The sequence below is a fragment of the Anaerobacillus sp. ABD4_527 genome (genome assembly GCF_056160805.1).
Genome location: NZ_JBSWXZ010000001.1, coordinates 1,691,173 through 1,715,656, shown reverse-complemented (window position 1 = coordinate 1,715,656; position 24,484 = coordinate 1,691,173). Strand labels below are relative to the sequence as shown.

At 40.7% G+C, this 24,484-nt stretch carries 24 protein-coding genes and 1 riboswitch; of the genes, 19 read left to right on the top strand and 5 right to left on the bottom strand.

The window, feature by feature from the left end; genetic code table 11:
- Positions 1–35 precede the first annotated feature (35 nt).
- The 7 genes from ACXAHI_RS08925 to ACXAHI_RS08895 all read left to right on the top strand — a co-directional run bounded on the left by ACXAHI_RS08925 (position 36) and on the right by ACXAHI_RS08895 (position 9,497).
- Positions 36–848 carry an ABC transporter ATP-binding protein gene (locus ACXAHI_RS08925; protein WP_270179908.1) on the top strand — a complete coding sequence of 271 codons (813 nt, stop codon included), beginning with the start codon at positions 36–38 and terminating at the stop codon, positions 846–848.
- A 66-nt stretch (positions 849–914) separates the two neighbouring features.
- A complete protein-coding gene (locus ACXAHI_RS08920; RefSeq protein WP_474847215.1) occupies positions 915–1,856 on the top strand; it encodes an iron-hydroxamate ABC transporter substrate-binding protein in 942 nt (313 codons plus the stop codon).
- 15 nt (positions 1,857–1,871) lie between these two features.
- Complete coding sequence (locus ACXAHI_RS08915; RefSeq protein ID WP_474847214.1) at positions 1,872–2,915, top strand: FecCD family ABC transporter permease; 1,044 nt, start codon at positions 1,872–1,874, stop codon at positions 2,913–2,915.
- A complete protein-coding gene (locus tag ACXAHI_RS08910) occupies positions 2,912–3,916 on the top strand; it encodes a FecCD family ABC transporter permease (protein ID WP_474847213.1) in 1,005 nt (334 codons plus the stop codon). The genes ACXAHI_RS08915 and ACXAHI_RS08910 overlap by 4 nt, the downstream gene beginning before the upstream one ends.
- Before the next feature lie 354 nt (positions 3,917–4,270).
- Positions 4,271–4,948 carry a response regulator transcription factor gene (locus ACXAHI_RS08905; protein WP_474847212.1) on the top strand — a complete coding sequence of 226 codons (678 nt, stop codon included), beginning with the start codon at positions 4,271–4,273 and terminating at the stop codon, positions 4,946–4,948.
- Positions 4,945–6,303, top strand: coding sequence for a sensor histidine kinase (locus ACXAHI_RS08900; RefSeq protein WP_474847211.1), 1,359 nt, complete (start codon positions 4,945–4,947; stop codon positions 6,301–6,303). Before ACXAHI_RS08905 ends, ACXAHI_RS08900 begins: the two co-directional genes overlap by 4 nt.
- Positions 6,304–6,371: 68 nt before the next feature.
- A complete protein-coding gene (locus ACXAHI_RS08895; protein WP_474847210.1) occupies positions 6,372–9,497 on the top strand; it encodes an efflux RND transporter permease subunit in 3,126 nt (1,041 codons plus the stop codon).
- A gap of 43 nt (positions 9,498–9,540) precedes the next feature.
- On the opposite strand, the gene ACXAHI_RS08890 is transcribed toward ACXAHI_RS08895, so the two are convergent.
- Entirely contained in the window at positions 9,541–10,587 is a 1,047-nt protein-coding gene (locus ACXAHI_RS08890) for an NAD(P)/FAD-dependent oxidoreductase (RefSeq protein ID WP_474847209.1), read from the bottom strand.
- Between the two features lie 484 nt (positions 10,588–11,071).
- On the opposite strand from ACXAHI_RS08890, the gene ACXAHI_RS08885 reads away from it, so the two are divergent.
- The 8 genes from ACXAHI_RS08885 to ACXAHI_RS08850 all read left to right on the top strand — a co-directional run bounded on the left by ACXAHI_RS08885 (position 11,072) and on the right by ACXAHI_RS08850 (position 19,225).
- Entirely contained in the window at positions 11,072–11,923 is an 852-nt protein-coding gene (locus ACXAHI_RS08885) for a DUF72 domain-containing protein (RefSeq protein ID WP_474848120.1), read from the top strand.
- A 15-nt stretch (positions 11,924–11,938) separates the two neighbouring features.
- Complete coding sequence (locus tag ACXAHI_RS08880; protein ID WP_474847208.1) at positions 11,939–12,760, top strand: sulfite exporter TauE/SafE family protein; 822 nt, start codon at positions 11,939–11,941, stop codon at positions 12,758–12,760.
- A 15-nt stretch (positions 12,761–12,775) separates the two neighbouring features.
- Entirely contained in the window at positions 12,776–14,164 is a 1,389-nt protein-coding gene (locus ACXAHI_RS08875) for a bifunctional metallophosphatase/5'-nucleotidase (protein ID WP_474847206.1), read from the top strand.
- Positions 14,165–14,238: 74 nt separating this feature from the next.
- Positions 14,239–14,541 (top strand): YunC family protein, encoded by a 303-nt coding sequence (locus tag ACXAHI_RS08870; RefSeq protein ID WP_270179897.1) that lies wholly within the window; start codon positions 14,239–14,241, stop codon positions 14,539–14,541.
- Positions 14,542–14,644: 103 nt separating this feature from the next.
- Positions 14,645–15,415 carry a sporulation protein YunB gene (gene yunB, locus ACXAHI_RS08865; protein WP_270179896.1) on the top strand — a complete coding sequence of 257 codons (771 nt, stop codon included), beginning with the start codon at positions 14,645–14,647 and terminating at the stop codon, positions 15,413–15,415.
- 76 nt (positions 15,416–15,491) lie between these two features.
- A riboswitch (Lysine riboswitch) is annotated at positions 15,492–15,672 on the top strand.
- Positions 15,673–15,788: 116 nt separating this feature from the next.
- Positions 15,789–17,360 (top strand): Na+/H+ antiporter NhaC family protein, encoded by a 1,572-nt coding sequence (locus tag ACXAHI_RS08860; protein ID WP_474847205.1) that lies wholly within the window; start codon positions 15,789–15,791, stop codon positions 17,358–17,360.
- A 232-nt stretch (positions 17,361–17,592) separates the two neighbouring features.
- The gene (locus ACXAHI_RS08855; RefSeq protein WP_474847204.1) at positions 17,593–19,119 is read left to right on the top strand and encodes a sodium-dependent transporter; all 1,527 of its coding nucleotides are present in this window, start codon (positions 17,593–17,595) and stop codon (positions 19,117–19,119) included.
- A 1-nt stretch (position 19,120) separates the two neighbouring features.
- Positions 19,121–19,225, top strand: coding sequence for a methionine/alanine import family NSS transporter small subunit (locus ACXAHI_RS08850; protein WP_270179893.1), 105 nt, complete (start codon positions 19,121–19,123; stop codon positions 19,223–19,225).
- Positions 19,226–19,255: 30 nt separating this feature from the next.
- Here ACXAHI_RS08850 and ACXAHI_RS08845 read toward each other — a convergent pair whose 3' ends face one another.
- Complete coding sequence (locus ACXAHI_RS08845; RefSeq protein ID WP_474848118.1) at positions 19,256–20,248, bottom strand: M23 family metallopeptidase; 993 nt, start codon at positions 20,246–20,248, stop codon at positions 19,256–19,258.
- 181 nt (positions 20,249–20,429) lie between these two features.
- On the opposite strand from ACXAHI_RS08845, the gene lipA reads away from it, so the two are divergent.
- Positions 20,430–21,317, top strand: a complete 888-nt coding sequence (lipA, locus tag ACXAHI_RS08840) for a lipoyl synthase (protein ID WP_474810668.1) — start codon at positions 20,430–20,432, stop codon at positions 21,315–21,317.
- Positions 21,318–21,350: 33 nt separating this feature from the next.
- Here the strand turns inward: lipA and ACXAHI_RS08835 are convergent, their stop codons facing one another.
- Positions 21,351–22,010, bottom strand: a complete 660-nt coding sequence (locus ACXAHI_RS08835) for a YhcN/YlaJ family sporulation lipoprotein (protein WP_474847203.1) — start codon at positions 22,008–22,010, stop codon at positions 21,351–21,353.
- Positions 22,011–22,134: 124 nt separating this feature from the next.
- Between ACXAHI_RS08835 and ACXAHI_RS08830 the strand changes: the two genes are divergently transcribed.
- A complete protein-coding gene (locus tag ACXAHI_RS08830; RefSeq protein ID WP_270179889.1) occupies positions 22,135–22,440 on the top strand; it encodes a YutD family protein in 306 nt (101 codons plus the stop codon).
- Positions 22,441–22,463: 23 nt separating this feature from the next.
- On the opposite strand, the gene ACXAHI_RS08825 is transcribed toward ACXAHI_RS08830, so the two are convergent.
- Together ACXAHI_RS08825 and ACXAHI_RS08820 are read right to left on the bottom strand one after the other, a co-directional pair.
- On the bottom strand, positions 22,464–22,739 hold the full coding sequence (locus tag ACXAHI_RS08825; protein ID WP_474847202.1) for a hypothetical protein: 276 nt from the start codon (positions 22,737–22,739) through the stop codon (positions 22,464–22,466).
- A 49-nt stretch (positions 22,740–22,788) separates the two neighbouring features.
- On the bottom strand, positions 22,789–23,061 hold the full coding sequence (locus ACXAHI_RS08820) for a DUF3055 domain-containing protein (protein WP_474847201.1): 273 nt from the start codon (positions 23,059–23,061) through the stop codon (positions 22,789–22,791).
- A gap of 146 nt (positions 23,062–23,207) precedes the next feature.
- Between ACXAHI_RS08820 and ACXAHI_RS08815 the strand changes: the two genes are divergently transcribed.
- Both ACXAHI_RS08815 and ACXAHI_RS08810 read left to right on the top strand, forming a co-directional pair.
- Complete coding sequence (locus tag ACXAHI_RS08815) at positions 23,208–23,642, top strand: DUF86 domain-containing protein (RefSeq protein WP_474847200.1); 435 nt, start codon at positions 23,208–23,210, stop codon at positions 23,640–23,642.
- A gap of 66 nt (positions 23,643–23,708) precedes the next feature.
- Positions 23,709–24,473 (top strand): TIGR01457 family HAD-type hydrolase, encoded by a 765-nt coding sequence (locus ACXAHI_RS08810; protein ID WP_474847199.1) that lies wholly within the window; start codon positions 23,709–23,711, stop codon positions 24,471–24,473.
- The last annotated feature ends 11 nt before the right edge of the window (positions 24,474–24,484 follow it).

The following is a 24,484-nucleotide window of genomic DNA, read 5'->3' as shown; positions in this document are numbered from 1 at the left end:
TCAGTGATACTCGAGAATTTCTAAGGAGGGGAACCATGTCCAGACTATATGCAGAGGATTTAAAGGTTGGCTATGGTGAAAAAAATATCGTTAAAGATTTAAAAATTGAGATTCCAGATAAAAAGATTACGACGATTATCGGCCCGAATGGGTGTGGTAAATCAACGGTTCTTAAAACGTTATCACGCATACTCAATCCGAATGCTGGAACAGTTTACTTAGACGGTAAAAGCATAAGCAAAGAATCTACTAAGAAAATCGCGCAAAAAATGGCGATCTTACCTCAGTCACCGGATTCACCTGCTGGTCTGACTGTTGGAGAACTTGTTTCTTATGGCAGGTATCCATATCAAAAAGGATTCGGTAAGCTAACGAAAAAGGACTATGATGTGATCGACTGGGCACTTCGTGTAACGGGTATTCTTGAATTTAAGGAAAGACCTGTAGATGCTCTTTCTGGTGGTCAAAGACAGCGTGTTTGGATCGCCATGGCACTCGCGCAAGAAACCGATATCATATTATTAGATGAGCCTACCACATATCTAGACTTATCTCACCAATTAGAAGTACTCGAGCTATTACATCAACTGAACCGTGATGAAAAGCGTACCATCGTAATGGTCATACATGATTTAAATCACGCGGCGAGGTTTGCTCATCACATGGTGGCTATGAAAGACGGCTCAATTGTAAAAGAAGGAAGAGCTGAAGAAGTGATGACGTCTAAAGTCCTTTACGATGTGTTCAATATCGATGCTGAAATCGGAATGGACCCAAGAACGAGAAAGCCAGTATGTTTGACGTATGATCTCGTAAAAACTGAGCAGTTCATAGAGAACTTAGCGTAACTGCTTTTTTTATTTTCATCATATGAGAATGATTCTTATTATCATACATTCAGGAGGAAGAACAACATGAAAAAAGGATTTAAACAACTTTTACTTAGCTTATCTTTATTAGCTTTAGTTTTCGCATTAGCAGCGTGTTCTGAGAACACATCAGGTGAAAGTTCTGCGGAAAAAGACGAGAGTGATGCTAAAGAAACAAGGGTTTATGAAGGTGAAAATGGAGAAGTTGAAGTTCCTAAAGAACCAGAGCGCGTTGCGATGCTAGCGGCTACATATGCAGGAAACTTGTTGGAATTAGGCATTACACCGATCGCTGTAAATGAATATCCAAAATCTAATAAATTCTATGGAGATAAGCTTGATGACGTTGAAGTCGTTACTGCAGACTCATATGAAAAACTTTTAGAACTTAATCCAGATCTAATCATTACGTATTCTGATGATAAAAATTTAAAGAAATATGAAGAAATCGCTCCTACAGTAACGATGTCATACGATAAGTATGATTACATGGAACAGCATGTTGAAATCGGGAAAATCGTAGGAAAAGAAGATGAAGCAAAAGCATGGGTTGAAGAGTGGAAGGAAAAAGCTGCAGATGCTCGCGAAAAAGTAAAAGCTGCTATCGGAGAAGACAAGACGTTCATGGTTATGGAAGCATACGGAAAAGATATGTACGTTTATGGTGAAAACTGGGGACGTGGAACAGAGGTCATCTATCAAGCTCTTGAATTAAAAGCACCTAAGAAATTAGAAGAAGATGTCTTCGGTCCAGGTTGGAAAGCCATCTCTACAGAAGTGATTCCTACTTATGCTGGAGATTATATCTTTGTTGGAACTGGAGCAGGTAATCCAGACAACTCCTTTATGGAATCTGATGTTTGGAAAGAGCTTCCTGCTGTAAAGAATGGAAATGCAATTCAGTTTGACTCAGAATCGTTCTATTTTAACGATCCGATCTCTCTAGAGAAAGAATTGGAGTTTATCGTCGAAGAATTAACGAAATAACAAAGGATAATTTCAATGTTCAAAACGAAGACGAAGGTTATAAATGATGTAAAAGTGTATTCAAGACCTGAGGTAGGCCTGACCATCTTGCTTTTGGGGTGCTTACTCCTCTTATTAAGTATCGGTCTTGCTATATCAGTTGGAGCTGCAAAGATTGATTTTCGAACAGTTTGGGAAGCTATATTTAATTATGATGCTAGCAGAGAAACAGATCGCATTATCGTAAGTCTCCGGTTACCAAGAGAGCTTGGAGCTGCAGTAGTCGGCGCTGCCTTTGCTGTGAGTGGAGCAATCATGCAGGGAATGACTCGAAATCCTCTTGCAGACCCTGGTTTACTCGGTTTGAACGCTGGTGCAAGTTTAGCCCTCGCTTGTGTGTTTGCATTTAACCTAGGTTCGTCATACTTCACCGTTATGCTGCTTTCGTTTGTTGGAGCGGGAGTTGGGGCGTTATTAGTCTTCGGTTTAGGTTCAATGACTAGAGGAGGGCTTTCTCCTATACGTATCACGTTAGCAGGTGCAGCTGTGTCTGCACTGCTTTCTTCGTTAGGTGAAGGCGTTGCGATCTATTATAAACTTTCTCAAGATCTTGCTTTTTGGACAGCTGGTGGTGTTTCTGGAACGAACTGGACACAGTTGAAAATTATTGTTCCTGTTGCTTTAGTAGGAATCTTAATTTCTATTATGCTATCTAGGCAACTAACGATTCTTAGCTTTGGAGAAGACTTAGCTAAGAGTCTTGGACAACGAACCCTTTTAACGAAAACGATCTTGATGACCGTAGTATTGATTTTGGCAGGAGCGGCTGTGTCACTGGCAGGTGCGATTGCTTTTGTTGGTTTGCTCGTGCCACATATCGTTCGCTTTCTAGTTGGAACAGATTATCGTTGGATCATTCCCTGTTCAGCTGTTTTTGGCAGTGTACTCTTAGTCCTAGCAGACACATTTGCTAGAACGGTGAATGCTCCATATGAAACGCCCGTAGGAGCTGTTGTCGCTATGGTCGGCGTTCCTTTCTTCCTTTATCTCGCTAGAAAAGGAGGGAGGAAGCTATCATGAATGCACAACAGGTCAAACGGTTTCGAATTACTGCGATCACTGCCACTGTGTTATTAGTCCTTGCGATTATCATAAGCATCGGAACAGGTTATGCTTCTTTAACTCCGGGCGAACTTTTTCGTACGATCATCGGGCAAGGGACTCAGCGGGAAAATTTAATTCTATTTCAATTTAGAATGCCAAGAATCTTCGTTGCGGTACTTGCTGGAATGGGACTTGCCGTCTCTGGTGCGATATTACAGAGTATTACGAAGAACCCACTCTCTGATCCTGGTATCCTAGGTATCAATGCCGGAGCAGGCTTAATGATCGTAGTCTACATCATGTTCTTTTCGGTAGAGTCTACAAGCTTTCTATACATCCTTCCTCTTTTTGCGTTAGCAGGTGGAATGGTGACTGCTGCCATCATTTATGTTATGTCATACATAAAAGGTGAAGGTGTTGAGCCCACGAGGTTAGTGTTGATCGGCGTAGGTTTAGCTGCTGCATTGTATGGAGCTACGTTGGTGCTATCTACTCGGTTAGAGATGGAAGACCATGCGTTTATGGCCAATTGGATGGCGGGGCGTATTTGGGGAGATGATTGGATCTTCGTCCTTTCATTAGCACCTTGGATCCTGATTCTTTTCCCGATTGTTTTTATGAAAGCGAACGTGTTGAACACGTTAACACTTCATGAAAACGTATCGATCGGTGTGGGCGTAAACATTGGTAAAGAGAGGATCTTATTAATTATCATCGCTGTTGCGCTAGCATCTGCTTCAGTAGCAGTAAGCGGTGGTATCGCATTCGTAGGCTTGATGGCTCCGCATATTTCTAGGTCTCTCGTTGGACCTAGACACCAGGCGTTCCTTCCAGTCACCGCACTATTAGGAGGCATCTTACTACTAACCGCAGACACGATTGGGCGTGTCATTTTAGACCCAAGTGGTATACCGGCTGGAATTATTGTTACCATTATCGGAGCACCTTACTTTATGTATCTATTAGCGAAAAAGTAGTAAGGATACAAGCTCGTTACTGTTATTCTCTATCAAGGCTATGAAAATAAAGCCACATCTTAATCCTTAGCTGGATCAAGATGTGGCTTCTTTTTATATATCCACTCTCGTTATTTGAGATATATACTTGAAGCCATAACGCATCTTATTTTAATTGTAGAAACGCTTGTAACAAGTTCATGTGATGAACTAGTAGTTGCAGGATTCAAAAAACTCGCGTGTAAAGATACAATCAAGAGCTAAAATAGAGAGAGGACTATTTTTTCCTACTATCCTTTTTATTGCTTAGCGCAATATGAAACTGTTCTCGTATCGCCACAGTAGTAACATTCATTTTTATAAAGGGGGAGAAGCATGATTCGTGTTTTAATTACAGATGACGATCCAAATATTTTACAGTTAGTATCTCTATATATGAATCATGAAGGGTATCATGTAGTGCAAGCTGCAGATGGCGAAGAAGCGTTGTCGCTCCTAGCATCTCAGCTCATTGACCTCGCAATCATTGATATCATGATGCCAGGATTAGATGGCTATAGCTTATGTGAAGAGATTCGACGCTACTACGAAATTCCAGTATTGATGCTGACTGCGAAAGGTGAAACACACGACAAAGTAAAAGGCTTTCAAGTGGGGACAGATGACTACGTCGTCAAGCCGTTTGAACCAACTGAGCTAGTGATGCGTGTTAAGGCTTTACTCCGGAGGTATCAGGTCCAGGCTTCTAAATCACTCCAAATTGGCAATATCAGAATGGAGACAGAAAAAAAGGAAGTGAAAGTGAACGAGGAGCTTGTTCAATTGCCACTGAAAGAATTTGAACTACTATATATGTTAGCTAGCTATCCTGAACGAATTTTCACCCGACAACAGCTGATCGAAAAGATTTGGGGATTCGATTATGAAGGAGACGACCGCACCGTCGATGTTCATGTGAAACGGATAAGAGACAAGCTTAAACAAAGGGATGCAACAGTATCGATTAAAACCATTCGAGGACTAGGGTATCGGATAGAGGGGGTCGAAGCGTGAAGAGCTTATATGTTCAAATCGTTGCTACCTTCCTTATTGCTATCTTTTTTAGTCTTTTCGTTACCTTTTTGATTTCAGGTCGTTTGTATGAACATCAGATTTCAGATCGTGTGGAACAACGGATGCAAAGTGTTGGAAAAGATTTTATTGAAATTTTTCAATCAAATCCAGATCTCGATATTTCTACATACTTGGATGCGATATCTTCTATTAGCTTTGATATCGCATTGTTCAGCGAGAAATTAGACACCGCAGTTTATGAGAGTCGACCGATTCGAAATCTTTCTCAAGAAGCAATTAGTGAGGTATTGAATGGGGAGCCGTACAAGACACAAGAACAACTCCGTCGAACTATCGTTGGAATACCTTTTGAGGTAGAAGGTCAATCCTACGCTATATTCATCACTCCAAACTTCCAATTTATCTTTAATGATTTTAGAAAAGTGATGTTAACGCTATTTTCATCCATTCTCTTATTGGGCAGTGCTATTTTTATTATCACAACAAAATACACAATTCGCCCTATAAAAGAGATGACCACATTAACGAAGAAGGTAGCACGGGGAAATTTTAATGTATCAATCAAGAGTAAGCGAAAAGATGAGCTTGGAGAATTAACGCATCATTTTAACCACATGGTGAAAGGGTTAAATGAGCTTGAGGACATGAGGCAGCAGTTTGTATCTAATGTTTCTCACGAGATTCAGTCGCCACTAACGTCTATTCAAGGGTTTGCTAGAGCGTTAAAGGATGATGTTGTGAAGGACGAAAGTGAACGTAAGGAATATTTATCGATTATTGAACATGAGAGTATGCGATTATCTTCATTGAGTCAGAACTTATTAAAACTTGCTACGCTAGACTCCGAACATCCACCGTTCGAATCGTCAGCGTTCTATTTGGATGAACAGTTGCGCAGAGTGGTTGCTTCCTTAGAGCCTCAATGGGCTGAAAAAAATCAAACGATTCAACTAGATACGGTCGATTACAAAATCCAAGCTGATGAGGACCAATTAAAGCAAGTGTGGATCAATTTAATTACGAATGCTATTCGATACACTCCTGAAGATAATAAGATCACTGTAGCAATGCAAGAAAGGGAGGATGCAATCGTAGTTTCTATTTCTGACGAAGGTGTCGGTATTTCACCAGAAGAGCAAGCGAGGGTGTTTGAACGCTTTTATAAAGTAGACAAATCTAGAACAAGAAACGAAGGAGGTAACGGCTTAGGACTCTCGATCGCGCGTAAGATTATTCATCTTCATCAAGGTTCTGTGGAAATAGAGAGTGACATAGGAATCGGCACGACTTTCCTCGTTACGCTTCCGCAATTAAAAAAACCTCATAAATCTTAATTTGTTCATATTCAGTTCATAATAAGTGGGTATGCTGACTCTAGGTATTTGAAAGGAGAGAACCCACTATGAGTTGGATTACAAAGCTAAGTTTAAAAAATACAGTAGCTATTATTATTTTAACGTTACTTGTTGTCGTCAGCGGAGTGCTGGCAGCTGATAAAATTAAAGTTGAAACATTCCCAGACGTATCTTTTCCTGTGTTAACTGTTCAATCCCCATATCCGAATGCTTCTACAGAGGAAGTAGAGGAAAAGGTTACGACTCCACTTGAGGATGCACTGCTTAACATGGAAGGGTATGACTCAATATCTAGTACAACGAGAGAAAACATGTCTATGATTACCATCATGTATCCTTTTGGTCAGGACATTGAGGAAGCTCAATCTGATGTTGAAAACGTGGTGAACGGTGTATCGCTGCCTGATGATGTGGAAGCTGATGTAACGGCTATTTCGATCAATTCCACCCCAGTGTATCAAGCAGCACTTTCATCTACGGATATAGAAAAGCTACAAAATGATATCGAATCGAACATCGTTCCTACGATTGAGAATATGGAAGGTGTATCAAGTGTTCAAATTACAGGGGTTCAAGAGACGAGTTTACGAATAATCGTCAACGAAGAAAAAGCATCTCAATATGGGTTATCGCTATCTAACATTAAAGATGCCATTCAACAATCACAATATAAATTGCCAACTGGTTCATTGAATGAAGAAGGAAACTCCATTCCTGTAGAGATTAAAGGCGACTTGCAAGATGTTGAAGACTTAAAAGCGGTTGAGATTCCCTTATCCCAAAATCAGGCGATTCAGCAGCAATCTCCTGGCGAGGAACGTAAGAATGGCCAAGGACAATCTCCCACTCAGCAAGGGGAGCAGCCCTCTGGGATTGGAAAACAGAGTGTCGTATTGTCGGATATAGCTGAGGTGAAAGAAGCAACAGAACGACCTGAAATCTCCCGTTTTAACGGAGAGGATTCCATTTTAATCGAAATTACGAAAGGACAAGAAGCAAACACAGCTGATGTAGCTAAATCTGTCAAAACGTATTTAAATGAACGTGTAGATGAGCAAGGTTATGAGCTATACACTGTGTTGGACCAAGGGAAAGAAGTTGAAAAATCGATCTCTGCACTATTAAAAGAAGGCGGATTTGGTGCTTTGTTTACCGTTGTCGTGATTTTGGTGTTCTTACGAAATATCCGTGCAACTTTCATTGCTATTCTTTCCTTACCTATTTCCATTCTAGGAACAATTGCACTTCTCAATCAGTTTGATTACACGCTAAATATCATGACTTTAGGTGGAATGGCTGTTGCAGTCGGTAGGATTGTAGATGACTCGATCGTTGTTATCGAAAATATTTATAGGTGGAAGCAGAACTATCCTGATATGAAGGAGCGGGAACTCGTGTTTCGTGCAACAAGAGAAGTGATGGGTGCGATCGCCTCTTCTACGATTGCTACGGTGATTGTATTTATGCCTCTAGCTTTTGTAAGTGGTATCTTAGGAGAGTTCTTCCGACCATTTAGTTTAGCAGTTGTTTTTTCTGTTCTCATTTCACTCCTTGTAGCAGTGATGCTCATTCCAGTGCTTGGAAAGACCTTCTTTAAGGAAGTAGGTAAAAAGCCTAATCATTCTAAAGGGTCCTCCTGGTACGAACGGTTCCTACAAGGGGCTATGAAGCGAAAATGGATCGTATTTACTCTATCAATCTTTTTGTTGGTTGGCTCATTCTCGCTTATCCCAGCATTAGGCGTATCATTTCTACCAACAGAAGGGAACGAATCGTTTGAAGTAGAAGTGACCTTACCGAAAGAAGTGACATTAAAAGATACAAATGAGCTTGCTCAACAAATTGAACGCGTCCTAAGTGATGAAGATGCGATCGATTACAATCAGGTTTCGATTGGCTTTACGAGTCAGCAGCAAATGCCTGGGTCCACTGCAAACACAATGGAAAACGTTGCCCGATTTTTCGTTCAGTTAAATGAAGATGAACCGATCGATAAGTGGATGACAAAATATGAACAGGAAATACAGACTATCGCTCAAGATGAATATGAGTCAGCGACTGTCAAGGCAACAGAAATCCAACAGGAAGGACCACCATCTGGAAATAGTATAGATGTAAACCTCTACAGTGATGATCTGGATCAATTAAATCAAGCATCGAATCAAATTGAAACGTTATTAATGCAAGATGATAGGCTGAAAAATGTTCAAAACGGTATGGAAGATTCGCAAATAAAATATCGGATTCGTCTCAGCGAAGAAGGAGAGGAACTAAAGCTTAGTCCATACCAGCTCATACAACCTATCCAGGAACGTTTGCATACGGTTGATGGTGGAACGCTAACGCTTAACGACCAAAGTTGGGAAACTGAGCTTGTTTTCGACGATATGTTGTCTTCTAAAGAAGAATTAGAAGCGTTCTCTTTAAAGACAATTGAAGGTGAAAAAGAGTTGAGTGAAGTGGCGACGATTGAAGAGATTAACGTTCCATCGTCTATTGAGCACCAAGATGGAGATACAGCAAATACGATTTCTGCTACGATCAAAGGGGATGATACTGCAGCCACCTCGAGAGACATAGAAGAACGTATTCAGGAGCTTTCTTTACCAGATAATGTCGAGGTAGACCTTTCTGGTGGTATGGAGATGATTACAGAAGGATTTTCAGATCTTGGTTTAGCAATGGCCGCAGCTGTCGGCTTAGTGTTTCTTGTATTGAGTATTACATTCGGTGGCATTATTACCCCAATCGTTATTCTATCGTCTCTTATTTTTGTTCCAATCGGAGCGTTGGCTGGACTCCTCATCGGTGGTCAGACTCTGTCGATGAGTGCGATGATTGGAATGCTCATGTTGATTGGTATTGTGGTAACGAATGCGGTCGTTCTTCTTGACCGTGTAGAAAGTAATCGACGAGAAGGGATGGACTTAACCGAATCCATCGTTGAAGCTTCAACAACAAGGTTACGCCCAATTCTAATGACGGCACTTGCGACCATCTTTGCATTAATTCCACTAGCCCTTTCCAATTCTGCTTCTGGTTTGATTTCAAAAGGATTAGCCATCACGGTAATCGGAGGGTTAACAACATCTACCCTGCTAACTCTCGTGTTTGTTCCTGTCTTTTATCAAGCTATTGGGAAGTATAGAAAAATAGGAGTCGTTGATAAGTGAATAGTAACTAAAGAAGGACCGCCCTGTAGAGCGGTCCTTCTTCTTATATCATTCGTTTGATCAGCTCACGATTTCGCTCCTTAAACACTGAGTTGTGTGAAGAAACCATGCCAACAGCTTGTGCTTCCGGCTGAATATGCTGCTTTGCCTTGTTTATAGCATTTGCTGCATCTTGGAATGCGCCGGCAATAAGGTTTAATTTTCCATCGTGTTTCAAGATATCTCCAGCTGCATAGAGTCCTGGAATAGATGACTCACTCGTTGAATTTCCTTCAATAAAAAACTGATCGACTAGTTCAATATTCAAATCACTATTACCAATTAACGAAGAATCCCTTTCATACCCATGATTAATAACCACTTCATCGATAGGGAGATAGGAAACCTCACCTGTAACATGGTTGGTTAATTCGATCTGTTCAATCGTTTCATGGTTACAGCAAGCGATCAGTTTAGAGATCGAAGTGTTAAAGATACAGTCTACACAGCTTTCTTTAAGTTTTGAGACTTGTGCTTCATGGCCAGTAAGAGCATCTTTTCTATAGGTAAGGTATATTTTCTTTGCGACAGGTATTAATTCGTTCGCCCAATCGATCGCTGCGTTACCACCGCCTGAAATGACAACCGTTTTATCTTTAAAATGTTTCAAAGACTTGATCGTATAATTCAAGTTAGAAACCTCAAACCTTTCTGCGCCTTGAATCTCAAGTTTTTGTGGTTTTAGGATTCCACTCCCAACAGCGACGATAACGGTTTTTGAGTAGTGCTCCTCTCCTTCAGCACTCTTTAAAGTGAAAATTCCTTCTTCATCTCTTGAGATACTTTCAACTTTTGTATTTAAAATTACTTCTGGGTCGAATGTTAATCCCTGCTCAACTAAGGATTCGATGAGATCTGCACCAGATAATGGCTTGTGTCCTCCTACATCCCAAATCATTTTTTCAGGATAAACATGAATCTTGCCGCCTAATTTAGGCTGGAATTCTATAATTTTGACTTTAAGTTCTCTTAAGCCGCCATAAAATGCAGAATAAAGCCCAGCAGGACCTCCACCAATTATCGTTACATCGAATACATCTCTATTAAACATTTACAGTCCTCCCCAGAAAGTAAACAGTAGTGATTATCATTATCAATTAAAATATATACTACATTCTTAACATTTACAATACATAGGGGGTATTTGCGAATGTGATTGAAGGGTTATTGTCCTTGTTGAAAGGGTTCCAGCGCTTGTCGGGTCTTAACGCCCACCTCCGCTTTTCTGATCTAGCTGCGACTCGCAGAAACTACGATATTTCACTCTTTCAACAGAACACAAAAAGCGTGTTCTATTTCAAGAGTTCCAATATCTCCGTTTCTAAACGCTCGCCTCCGCCTTTCTGATCCAGCTGCAGGGGGCAGGTCCTCGGGTCACTTCACCTTTACGATTGAACACAAAAAGCGTGTTCATTCGAAAATGTTCCAGTGCCTGTCGGACCTAAACGCCCCCTTCCGCTTTTCGGGGTTTTTCCCTTGCTATTTCTCCTCTAAAGTCAGAAAATAGAGGCAGAGAAAGAGAAGGGAAGGATTTGATGATATACATAGGTGTTACCGGGTGGGGGGATCATGATGATTTGTATCCTCCTGGTGTAAAGAGTAATGAAAAGTTATCGATTTATAGTTCGCATTTTCCAGTTGTAGAAGTTGATTCTTCTTTTTATGCGGTACAGCCTATAAGAAATTATGAGAAATGGGCGAGTGAGACGCCTGAGGGGTTTCAGTTTGTTGTGAAAGCTTATCAAGGAATGACAGGACATGAGCGGGGAGAGCTTCCTTTTGAGACGAGAGATGCTATGTTTAAGGCTTTCAAGGAGTCAATCGTGCCTTTACAACGTTCTGGAAAACTTGCGATGGTCCTTTTTCAGTTTCCACCATGGTTTGATGTGAACAAAGATAATGTGAATTTATTGCGAGATTGTAAAGAAAGAATGGGAGATATCCCTTGTGCGGTAGAGTTTAGACATCAATCCTGGTATCATGAGGCATTTCGGGAGAAAACACTTTCTTTTCTTGAGGAACAAGGATACATACATTCAATCTGTGATGAGCCTCAAGCTGGAGAAGGTTCGATCCCAATCGTCATGGAGACGATTTCGAATGATGATGTACTTGTCCGACTTCATGGAAGAAATGTTAATGGGTGGCGGAACCCTGGGAACAATCAAAAGTGGCGAGAAGTCCGCTATCTTTATGAGTATGATAAAAATGAGCTTAAGGAATGGAAAGAAAGAATTGAGCAGCTACGAAAAGAATGTAAGAATGTGTATATACTATTCAATAATAATTCTGGTGGTCATGCGTCGGGGAATGCGAAAGAGATGATTCGAATGCTTGATATCGAGTATACGAACCTTAACCCAAGACAACTTGATCTTTTCGACTAATAAGGAGTTCTTTTCATGTTAACTTGGGTCTTATTATTCTTTATCGGATTAGCTGCGGGTACGATAGGAAGTTTGGTTGGTCTTGGTGGAGGGATCATCATTGTTCCTGGGCTTTTGATCATAGATAAGTATACGAATTGGCTACCTGAGTTATCTCCACAGCTTATCGTAGGTAGCTCGATCGTCGTACTGGTAGCGATTGGATTATCATCAACATTGTCTTATATGAAGAAAAAGACAGTCGATTATAAAAGTGGTGGCTTGTTTTTTCTTGGAAGCGGTCCTGGTGCAATTGCAGGAGCTTGGTTAAACAAATTTATCGCCGTTGATCAATTTTCTGTATATTTTGGGGTATTTATGGTGCTTGTTTCCATATTATTAATGGTAAGGGGACGTTTGCGACCATTGAAGTTAGATGGACGTTTTTCGCGATCGATTACTGATTTGGATGGGAACGCTAGTGAATATCGGTTTTCAGTAATAGCTGCCTTAGTTGTTTCGTTTATCGTTGGGATTCTATCAGGGCTTTTCGGTATCGGCGGTGGGTCGTTGATGGTTCCTGCCATGATCTTATTATTTGGTTTTCCAACCTCTATAGCAGTTGCAACATCGATGTTTATGATCTTTCTATCGAGTATAATCGGTACGATGACGCATTTAGCCCTTGGGAATATCGCAGGATCTTTATTGATTGGATTAGTTCCAGGCGCATGGATTGGGGCAAAATGTGGCTCTTTCATTAATCAGAAACTGTCAGATAATACGATTGTCGTTATTTTAAGGTGGATGTTAATTCTCGTCGGGATACGATTGGTCTGGCAGGGAATGACGGGTTAAGAAAGGAAGAGTGTCTTGACTTCAAAAAAGGTACATTTATATTATACGAACGATCTTCATAGTCACTTTGAGAATTGGCCTAAGGTGGCTGGCTATATAAAAGATAGAAAAAGAATTCATGATTATCATCATAATCATTACTTATTGTTAGATCTTGGTGATCACGCGGATAAAGTTCACCCGATTACTGAGGGGACCTCGGGAAAGGGAAATGTACATTTACTAAATGAACTAAAATACGATTATGCAACGATTGGAAATAACGAGGGAATCACATTTTCAAAACAAGAATTGGATGAGCTATACACTGATGCCAATTTTCAAGTCATCGTTTCGAACTTATTCCACTCTGATGGAGCGAGACCTGCCTGGGCAGTTCCGTACGCGATCAATGAGAAAGATGGCGTTAAGGTTGGACTCATAGGGATAACGATTCCATATGAGCAGTTCTATAGTCTTCTTGGCTGGTCGATACAATCTCCATGGGAAATGCTTCAACAGGTCGTTGATGAAGTGCGTTCGAAAGCAGATGTAGTTGTGTTGATGTCACACATGGGACTCGGAAACGACGAGCAGATCGCAACGGATATCGAAGGAATCGATGTGATCATCGGATCTCATACCCATCATGTTCTAAAACATGGAATGAATGTGAACGGTACATTAATTACTCAAGCTGGTAAGAACGGAAATTATGTAGGTGAAGTCGTCCTGAACTATGATACCGAGCAGTGCAAGTTAGTTGAGGCAGAAGCTTATGCGATTTCTGTGCGTGATCATAAAGAAGATCAAGCGACAAAGGAACAGCTGGATCGATTAGGAACGAATGCACAAAACTTATTAGACGAGGTCGTATGTCGTCTTGAACAACCCTTAGAAGCAGAGTGGTTCAGACGCTCTGTCCTTCCTGACGAGCTGTCTGCTGCTCTTAGAGAATGGTGCAATGCTGATATTGGAATGATCAATTCAGGTATGCTACTTGATGGTTTAAGTGAAGGAAAGGTGTCGAGAGAAGACCTACATCGTATATGTCCACATCCAGTCAATCCATGTAAAGTTATCCTAAAAGGAAGTGAATTACGTGAGATCATCGCATATGCAATGTCTGACGAACTCGTACATTTGACGTTTAAAGGATTAGGCTTCCGAGGAGAAGTCATGGGTATCATGGCTTTTGATGGACTTGAAGTTAAAACAGTCGTAATGGATGATGGCCTTCATCACGTAACAGAAATTCTCCATAATGGTAATCAGCTATCTCCTGAAAAAGAATATTCAGTGGCTACAGCGGATATGTTCACCTTCGGAAAATTTTATCCGCAGATGAAGCACGCTAGAAAGAAGTACTACTTACCAGAAATGCTTCGGGATCTTCTTGCATGGAGACTTGAGAATAGATATTAATCTTTGATTGTCAAACATGCCTCCGCGCTCATATAAATAGAATGACAACTTGTTAGTCAGGAGGCGGAGGATACGTGATCAATGTTACACCTATCATGATCGATGGTCATCCATTTACAGCGATTAGCATGAAGCTACCTAAGACTAATTTTCTTGCTGTTACAAATGAAAATGGCTACATCATGTGTGGAGCACTGGATATTGCGTTACTTAATGAAAAGTTAAGTGATCGCAAAATAATTGCAGGCAGAGCTGTTGGTGTAAGGTCCATCGAACAGCTGCTAGAAGCACCACTTGAGTCAGTAACGCTTGAAGCAGAGGCAAGGGGCATCAAAGTAGGAACCATTGGAAGAGATGCGATGCTCAAAATGTTATAAGAAAAACCACAGCTTGCGGGCTGTGGTTTTTCTTTAGGGAAAATATGTCCATACTTCTTTCTTTCTTCGCATATACATGTTGAGGAGAAGGGAGGATATTGGCTTGTTCCGAACTCGAAGAAGGTTCATTCGAAAAGGTCCGCTTCCTTTTCGATATGTGTTTGTTATCTCGTTCATTCTATTTATTTTTATGACAGTTCAAGGACTATGGATCGTTGAAAAAGGTATTAAGCCTACTCTTATCGAAATAGCTAGAACAGAAACGAACCGAATCGCAACGCTCGCGATCAACCAGGCCATCAACAAAAAAATCGTTGAAGAAGCAGATAGCACAGAAGAGCTGATCAAAAAAGAAACGGTTAACCAAGTAGATATTGTACAAATTAACCAAAGCGCTGTAAATAAAGTACTTGCTCAATCGACTGACAAGGTGCAAAAGTTTTTGAAGAGCGTTGAAGATAACTCGATCGACTATTGGGCAGAGGAAAATGGGGTCGAGCTTCAAGTTGATGAAGATGTACCATTAAGTAAAGGAATCATCCATAACATTCCAATCGGGCAAGCGTTTAATAATACGTTACTCGCGAACTTCGGGCCAAAAGTTCCTGTAAGATTTACAGCGATTGGAGAAGTGAAGTCTGATATCAAACATAACATTCAGCAGGTAGGGATCAATAACACTTGGGTTGATATCCGCGTCCATATCGAAGTGCATGTAAAAATCGTTATTCCATTTGCTACCGATTCGGACGTGGTTACAACGGATATTCCTGTAATCGCAACGTTTATCAAAGGAGATGTGCCGAACTTCTACAATAATGGATCTGGTACAGGATTGCCTGATCCGGCTATCGATATTGGAGGAATGGAATAAATTGTGTTTGCATAGCACATAGAACTAAGCTATAATAACGAATTGTATTAAACTAAATAATGTTCCTTATCTTATACGATGAGGTAGAGGAGCAGATACTCATTAGTACGTGTTGGGAGAATGACATCCATGATCAGCATCGAAAGGGAGATCTGCCGAAGCAGAAATAATCGTCACATTATTTTTGTTGGGGCGACATTGAATAAATGTCGAACTGTCATTATGAGGCTTACTTATAATGGAGAACTACTGATCGGGATGGACACTTGACATTGTATCCGCAAAACGGGCAATGATAGGACCATATCCTGTCATTGCCCGTTTTTTTGTTTATCCAAAAGTAGTGAACCATAACTTGAAAAGGATGGTGAATATGGAAAATACGATTTATTCGATTATTCCGCCGCTCATCGCATTATTGATGGTAGTGGCAACCAGGAAGGTTTTGCCTTCACTAGGGGTGGGAATTATCCTTGGTGCGTTGATGATCAACGACTGGAGTATTGGTGGTTCTATTACAGAAATTTATACGATTGTGAAGGGCATTTTTATTTCTGACGGTGGGTTAAATACCTGGAACATGTATATTATTTTCTTCTTACTTCTATTAGGCATAATGACTGCATTTATTTCAATTTCAGGTGGTAGCCGAGCGTTCGGTGAGTGGGCCATGAAGCGTGTGAAAACGCGAACTGGTGCTCAAATCGTTACTGCAGTCTTTGGAGTTATTATTTTTATTGATGATTACTTCAATTCTCTAGCGGTTGGGAATGTTAGTCGTCCTATTACAGACAGGCACAAAGTTTCGAGAGCCAAGCTTTCTTATATCATCGATTCAACTGCTGCTCCGATGTGTATCATTTCCCCTATTTCTAGTTGGGGAGCTTATATTATTGCAATTATAGGTGGTATTCTTACTACACACAGCATCGTTGGTGTTGGAGCTCTAGAAGCTTTCATAAAAATGATTCCTATGAATTTATATGCGATCTTCGCACTTGGAATGGTTTTCTTCGTAAGCTATTTCGATATTAACCTTAAGGCGATGAGAGTTCATGAAGACCGTGCACAAAAAACAGGAGAAGTACTCGACCCTTCAAAAGGTGCTGTACCAGGAGAAACAACTGGCTTACCTGAAAGTGATAAGGGGAAAGTAGCAGATCTTGCTTGGCCAATCATTATGTTGATCGCAGGTACGGTCATCTTTATGATCATCACAGGTATTCAGGCTGTAAATGGAACGGATGCTGCCGTAACGCCGTTAACGATTTTTGAGAATACGGATGTTGCAGCTTCGTTATTATACGGTGGTTTGATCGGTTTAGGTACGTCTTTAGTGTTCTTCTTCTTTAAGAACATGGGAGGAGCAGCGTTTGGAAAAGGTGTCGTTGAAGGGATTAAATCGATGCTTCCTGCAGTTTACATCCTTCTCTTTGCATGGACGTTGATCGAGATTATTGGAACACTTGGAACAGGTAAATATCTAGCTGGTCTAGTCGATCAGCATATAGCGATCGGTTTCCTTCCAGCAATCTTATTCTTATTAGCAGGCGTAATGGCGTTTGCTACTGGAACATCATGGGGAACATTCGGTATTATGCTTCCGATAGCAGGAGAAATCGCTGCTGCGACAGACCCAACCTATATGCTACCTGTACTAGCCGCTGTACTAGCGGGAGCGGTGTTTGGAGACCACTGCTCGCCGATTTCTGATACAACGATCCTTTCTTCTACAGGTGCCGGAAGCCATCATATCGATCATGTGTTGACGCAGCTTCCTTATGCTCTAACTGTAGCTGGAATCGCGCTCGTAGGCTATCTTGTACTTGGATTTACAGGAAGCTCGATTGCTGGGCTGCTTGCAACAGCAGTAGTTTTTGCGGTTGTTGTCTATATACTAAAAACAAAATACGAAAATCGTACGGTTGAAGCCGTGAACGAATAATCGAACAGGGGGGACCATCCTCCTGTTTTTTTTATGTCATCCTACAAAAAAGGGGTGTTTTTGGCTAATTTTCGAAGTGATTTTACAAATTAACTGAAAGATTGCTTTGACATGGCCAATAGTACTAGATATACTATAAACAAAATAATCAGAATTTAAATAAAAATCTAAACCTTTTTCTGGGAGGAGGAGAACATGGAGAAGGGTTACAACGTCTAAGGGGGTAATACAAGTGGAAAAAAGAGCTCAGTGGGGAACAAGAGCTGGCTTTATCTTAGCAGCTGTTGGTTCTGCAATCGGACTAGGTAACATCTGGAGGTTTCCAGCCGTTGCATATGATAACGGTGGAGGGGCATTTTTTATACCATATTTATTTGCACTAATAACAGCGGGTATTCCGATTCTTATTTTGGAGTTTACGATTGGCCATAAGTTCAGAGGTTCAGCTCCGCTTTCGTTCTTCAGAATGAATAAAAAGACCGAATGGCTCGGTTGGTGGGGCGTTATTGTTGCGTTTGTTATTTCTACGTATTATGCGGTCATTATAGGTTGGGCAATTTCGTATAGCTATTTTGCATTCAATTTGAGCTGGGGTTCAGACACAGAAGGTTTCCTATTCAATGACTATCTGCAGCTGACGGTTAATCCTGGTGAAACAGGTAGCCTTGTGCCAGGAGTATTTATTCCGCTTGTGGCAGTTTGGATTATTACGCTAGGCGTTCTTCTTGCAGGGGTTAAGAAAGGGATCGAACGTGCGAACAAAATCTTCATCCCTACGTTGATCGTACTTTTCTTAATCATCGTAATTAGAGCTGTGACGCTTCCTGGAGCAGCTGAAGGTTTAAGTGCATTCTTTACACCGAATTTTGACTCCATTACGTCCGGTAGTGTTTGGGTAGCAGCGTATGGACAGATCTTCTTCAGTTTATCGATTGCTTTTGCTATTATGATTACGTATTCAAGCTATCTTCCGAAGAAATCAGATATTACGAACAATGCGTTTATTACAGGGTTTGGTAACTCTTCATTCGAGCTTTTAGCAGGTATCGGAGTTTTCTCCGCATTAGGATTTATGGCTACTCAACAAGGTCTAGGTGTCGATGAAGTTGTAAGCGGTGGAGTAGGACTAGCGTTCGTCGTATTCCCTCAAATTATTAATGAATTCCCTGCACTGAATGGTATGTTTGGATTCCTTTTCTTTGCATCACTCGTACTTGCTGGTTTATCTTCACTAATCTCAATTTCAGAAACGTACGTTGCTGGTATCTCTGAAAAGTTTGGCATTTCTCGTACGAAAGCAGTATTGATCGGTGGAGGTGTTGCATCACTCATCTCAATCTTGTTCGCGACACAAGGTGGATTGTTCTTCCTAGATGCAGCGGATTACTTCATCAATCAGTTTGGTATCGCGTTTGTAGGACTTGTAGAAGTCGTTGTTGTAGCATGGTTCCTACGTCAGCTTCCTGGTCTTGAAAATCATGCAAATGGCATCTCAGATATTCCGCTTAACTACTGGTGGAAAGCATGTCTTGGTGTTATTACACCTATCGTGCTTGGCTACATGATGTTCGATCTATTTAAAACGAACCTTCTTAAAGAATTTGACACTCCAACAGGAAACTATGAAGGCTACTCAGATGGTTTCATCCTGTATAGTGGCTGGTTCGTAGCTGGATTTGCTCTTCTTGTTGGTATCCTATTCAGCGTAAAGAAATGGGACGCTAAAGTAGAACAGGAAAAGTATAAGGAGGTAAGTTAATATGGGTGGTAGCGCAATTTTCATGATGATTGTTGGAATTGTCATTATATGGGGAGGCCTTGTAGCAAGCATCTTAAATGCTGTTCGAGTCTCTAAAAACCAATAGATCAAAAAAAGAAGAACTAACGTTGTGGCGTTAGTTCTTCTTTTTGTATGATCTCTCTTGTCTTTCCCACAACCGTAATGACGGATAAGGATCGTAGGACCATTCGGTTCTACCATTATCTTTATAGATGCCATAGTGAAGGTGAGGAGGAAACTTCCCAGCAGTGCCTTTTGGTCCATAACCAGAGCTACCTACATAACCGATTATTTCCCCAGGCTGTACGACACTTCCTTTGTCGATTCCTTTCTCAAAGCCATTCAAATGCGCATAGTAATGGTAATTTCCGTTTATGTCTCGAATTCCAATTCTCCAACCACCATAGCGGTTCCAACCTTTTGTTTCAACTGTTCCATAGCTTGTTGCTTTAACAGGAACACCGTACGAAGCAAAGATATCGGTTCCTTCATGAATGCGAAGTCCTCCCCAGCCTCGACGATCCCCCCACGTACTCCGATAGCTGTAATTTGCAGTTAACGGTACTGGAAAGGCATGTTTCTCGAGCTTCAACGTATTGAACGTTTTATAAACTAAGCTATTGCTTGTGATTGTTCTCACGGCTTGATCTCGCTGATAGTAGTCCCATAAACCAATACGAATATCTTCCATATTCGTCCCATATTGTTGTAGAAACGAGCCTATCGTAAAGAGCAAATCTTCATCATCTGTTCGTGTTGCTTTGCCATCTTCATTTCCATCTAAACCGATCCCTCCAAAGAAAGAGATCGCTTCTGGGGATGAGTCATCTTTATTTGGGTTAGTAGCTCCAGCCCATTTTTCTGGTGAAATGTTGATGGCGATCGACCCGGTTTCTCTAGGAATATCATTTCGAGATCTTCTTATGCTTCTTTCGTATTGATCTATTCCAGCAAAGACGTACCATGGAAGTTGTGTAACAGTTTCCATTTTATTAAAAAGCATCATTCGTGTCTTTCTTAACTCGTCTTCATTTTGCTCATTAGCAGAGAGATTCGCAGGGAATAGGAAAAAAAGGATAAGGATAAGAAAGCTGTATTTTCTCACGATTCTTCTCCTTTCAGTTTATTGTCGTTATGTATAGTGTGGTTTTACAGTGGTAAATCATTATGTCTAAATAATGGAAGAGAAGTCTGGGACATTTGTCATTAGATGCCTACTTTTTCTAGAAAAATCCAACATACGTATGTTATTCTTTAATACAGAAAAGCAATTTTAGGGGGACACAATTATGACGAAGAAAGAAGAGCATCTACGGAAACCGGAATGGCTAAAAATAAAATTAAATACGAATGAAAACTACAAAGGTCTTAAGAAGATGATGCGTGAGAAGAACTTACATACCGTTTGTGAAGAAGCGCGTTGTCCTAACATCCATGAATGCTGGGCTGAGAGAAAAACAGCAACATTTATGATTCTTGGAGATGTGTGTACGCGAGCTTGTCGTTTCTGTGCGGTTAAGACAGGGTTACCAACTGAGCTTGATTGGGCTGAACCAGAGCGAGTGGCAGATTCCGTGCAGATGATGGGTCTGAAACACGTCGTTATCACAGCAGTTGCAAGAGATGATTTAAAAGATGGTGGAGCTGCCGTTTTCGCAGAAACCGTACGTGCCATCAGAAGAAAGAACCCTTTCTGTTCGATCGAAGTGCTTCCATCCGATATGGGCGGTCAATTTGAAGCTCTGAAAACTTTGATGGATGCAAAACCTGATATTATGAACCATAATATCGAAACCGTTGAAAGACTGACTCCAAGAGTCCGTGCCAGAGCAAAATACCGCCGTACACTTGAGTTTTTACAGCGTGCGAAAGAGATGAATCCAAACATTCCAACAAAATCAAGCATCATGCTAGGTCTTGGGGAAACGAAGGAAGAAATTATTCAAACGCTTGATGATCTTCGTGCTCATGACGTTGATATCGTGACATTAGGGCAGTACTTACAACCTTCTAAGAAGCACTTAAAAGTAATGAAGTACTGGACACCTCAGGAATTCTTGGAATTGAAAGACATCGCTCTTGAAAAAGGCTTCAAACACTGTGAATCTGGTCCGATGGTACGTTCTTCTTACCATGCTGATGAACAAGTTAATGCTGCAAAAGAAGCTACGAATTAATTAAGAAATCGGCCCCGAATGAGGGCCGATCTTTTATTCACTCTTCATTTCTTTTCCACTCATGTCGTTTAATTCGTCGTTCGATTCACCGACCATCTCACCGTTTTCGTTCTCTCCATCACTTACTTTTTTCCCTTGTGGCGCTTTTTTCATCTGAGCAATCGTCTGATCGATGCTCTTGTCCATTTGACCATTTGCAGCTGATCCGTTTTGATAGCGTTCGATCTCTGAGATGATTCCTTCCATATCAGAAACGTACACATGGTAATACCTAGGGATTACGGAAAGAGCTGTTTTCTTAACTTGGTCTGCAGTAGCGTCACGATTTTTAGTTGTCGTTTTATACCCGATCAGAACTTCTTCATCGGTTACAAGAACAGCAGTGTCATTTACGTAAGGCAGCTCGACCGCCATAGAACTGATCATCTCAGCCAAACGATCGCGATCAAGATAAACAACGTTTGATGGTTTTTTTGCTGATTTCATGTTGTTTGTGTTTCTAGAATGACGCACATAACCATATGAGCCTTTTCTTGCTTTTTCCTGTGTATTCGCATGGTTCATTCCGTATTCATCAGGATCTGTTTTAACCGGTGATAAGTCCGCATGGTCGAATGGGTCTGTTGCCTGCTCGCCTTGGCAAGCAGCTAGGCCAAACAAAAGCGGAACGATAAGCAGGGTTTGCTTTTTCAAAAGATTCACCTCCATACTGTTATCATCACCGATTGTAAGATCTTTTTTCCTAGCAATACTTGGACATTTGGAATAAAAAAGGTATGATTATCTTAACGAGCCATATCAAAGTGAGGGAAGTAACATGATAAAAGTTAATCAACACTCCTATGAGTTGGTAAAAGAAGAACGGGAAGGCTGGAACGAAGAAGCGTTTCAAAATCGTTACAGCGAAATCCTCGATAAATATGATTACATCGTTGGTGACTGGGGATATGGTCAATTAAGGTTGAAGGGATTTTTTGAGGATCGCAACCAGAAAGCCACATTTGATACAAAGTTCAGCACGGTTCTTGACTATCTATATGAATATTGCAATTTTGGCTGCCCTTATTTTGTATTAAAGAAGCAGAAGAAAGAGAAAACGAAAAAGCAGTATCAAGAAGCATAACCCTCCAGAGGTGGAGGGTTTTGTTATGCTTTATAAGGTTTTTCAGATTCACGATCTGGATCATCGTGCGGAGGATGTGATGCAGGATCTTGACGAGGAAGACCTTGGTGAAGGTTCTTATTTTCGTAATTAAACGCACTGTATGAGCGTTGTCCTTCTCTCCAAGGGGTCGTTTTACCAAGCTTTTTATTCACCGGTGAACCATAAGGGCCTTCAGGAGTATCCTCTGGAAGGACATAGTTTCTACCTTTTTCAACATTTGCAAAATCTGTATACGTTTCATCATCATCGTAAAACATGAAAAAACACCACCTTCATCAGGTAGTGTATTCATAATGAGATTATTTATTAAACGAGTGCGCCACGAAGAAATTCCCGAAGTTCTTCTGCATCTTCTTCATTAAGCGTATAGGCATGTTCTAAGTATCCTGGTTCATCGAGATCATCTTGTCCAACGATCGCAAATTTTCCACCTTGAATATCTAACACGAGGGACTTTCCATAAAATCGATCTGATTTCACGATGCACAAGTCGAACCGATGATTATGTCCCATAAAACAAATGAACCTTGATTCCGTGCTTTCTTTTTCATCATAAATGAGCTGATCATCTTCTAACATATTCTACACCCTCTCTTAATTATCTTTAGCAGTTTTTATCCTTATCATACCAGACTCTAAGGCATTCTCAAATTCCCGATTAACTGCTATCTCATTCGAGATTATGATAAACTATATTCAGTTCTCGTCGAAGGTAGGGGATATGAATGTATTTTGTAGATCGAAAGAAAATCGAAGAACAGCTTGTCTTTCTTGAAAATAATCTAACGCTTCTAAAGGAAAGTTCGTTTCAAACCCCTCTAGAAAAAGTAGCGTTAGAAAGACTTCACCATGTATTTATTGAAAGCATTATCGATGTTGGTAATACAATTATCGATGGATTTATCATGAGGGATCCAGGAAGCTATGAGGATATCATTGAAATTCTTACTGATGAAAAGGTGATTCCGGCAACGAGCAGTGAACCGTTAAAACAAGTTGTTGCAAAGAGAAAATCACTTATGCAGGAATTTACCAATATAGACCATAGCGCTCTCTTTACGAACTTAACGAACAACTTACGTGTACTAGAATTATTTCCAGAACAAGTGAGAAGATATCTAAATGAAGAACTTGGCGCTGTTTCAGCTTTTATGCCTTAAGATTCATAGAAAATGCTAACCGCTTTCATTGTGAAAGCGGTTTTTAGATAAGTGGAGGTAGACATTATGAAAAAGTATAAAGGATATTTGATCGATTTAGACGGTACGATGTATCGTGGCACTGAAAAGATACAAGAAGCTGTAGATTTTGTGAAAAGGCTAGAAATAGCTGGAATTCCATACTTGTTTGTGACGAACAATTCTTCAAAACGAAAAGAACAAGTAGCAGAGAAGCTTGTAAACTTTGGCGTTCCTTGTACAAAAGAGCATGTATTTACCACCAGCATGGCGACGGCAAGCTATATTTCTAATGAAAAGAAAGGTGCTTCTGTGTATGTGATTGGCGAAGAGGGAATTCGTGATGCCTTAACGGATAAAGGACTAACCCTTCGGGACGATAACCCAGATTATGTAGTGGTTGGGATCGACAGGGAGATTACATATGAAAAATTAGCGAAGGCATGTATCGCAGTACGGAACGGTGCAACATTTATCTCAACGAACGGTGATATCGCAATACCAACAGAAAGAGGACTGCTTCCAGGCAATGGCTCCCTAACAGCTGTTATTACTGTGTCTACAGAAGTAGAGCCGATTTTTATTGGTAAGCCGGAACCAGTGATTATGGAGCAAGCGCTTAAACAGCTTGGCACGGACAAAGATGAGACGCTAATGGTTGGGGATAACTACAGAACAGATATTATGGCAGGTATTCAGGCAGGTATGGATACATTGCTTGTCCACACGGGTGTTACGACGAAACAGCATTTAGAAAGTGTAGAAAAAGCACCGATTTATACTGCAAACTCACTAGAAGAATGGGAAGTATAAATGAAAATGCC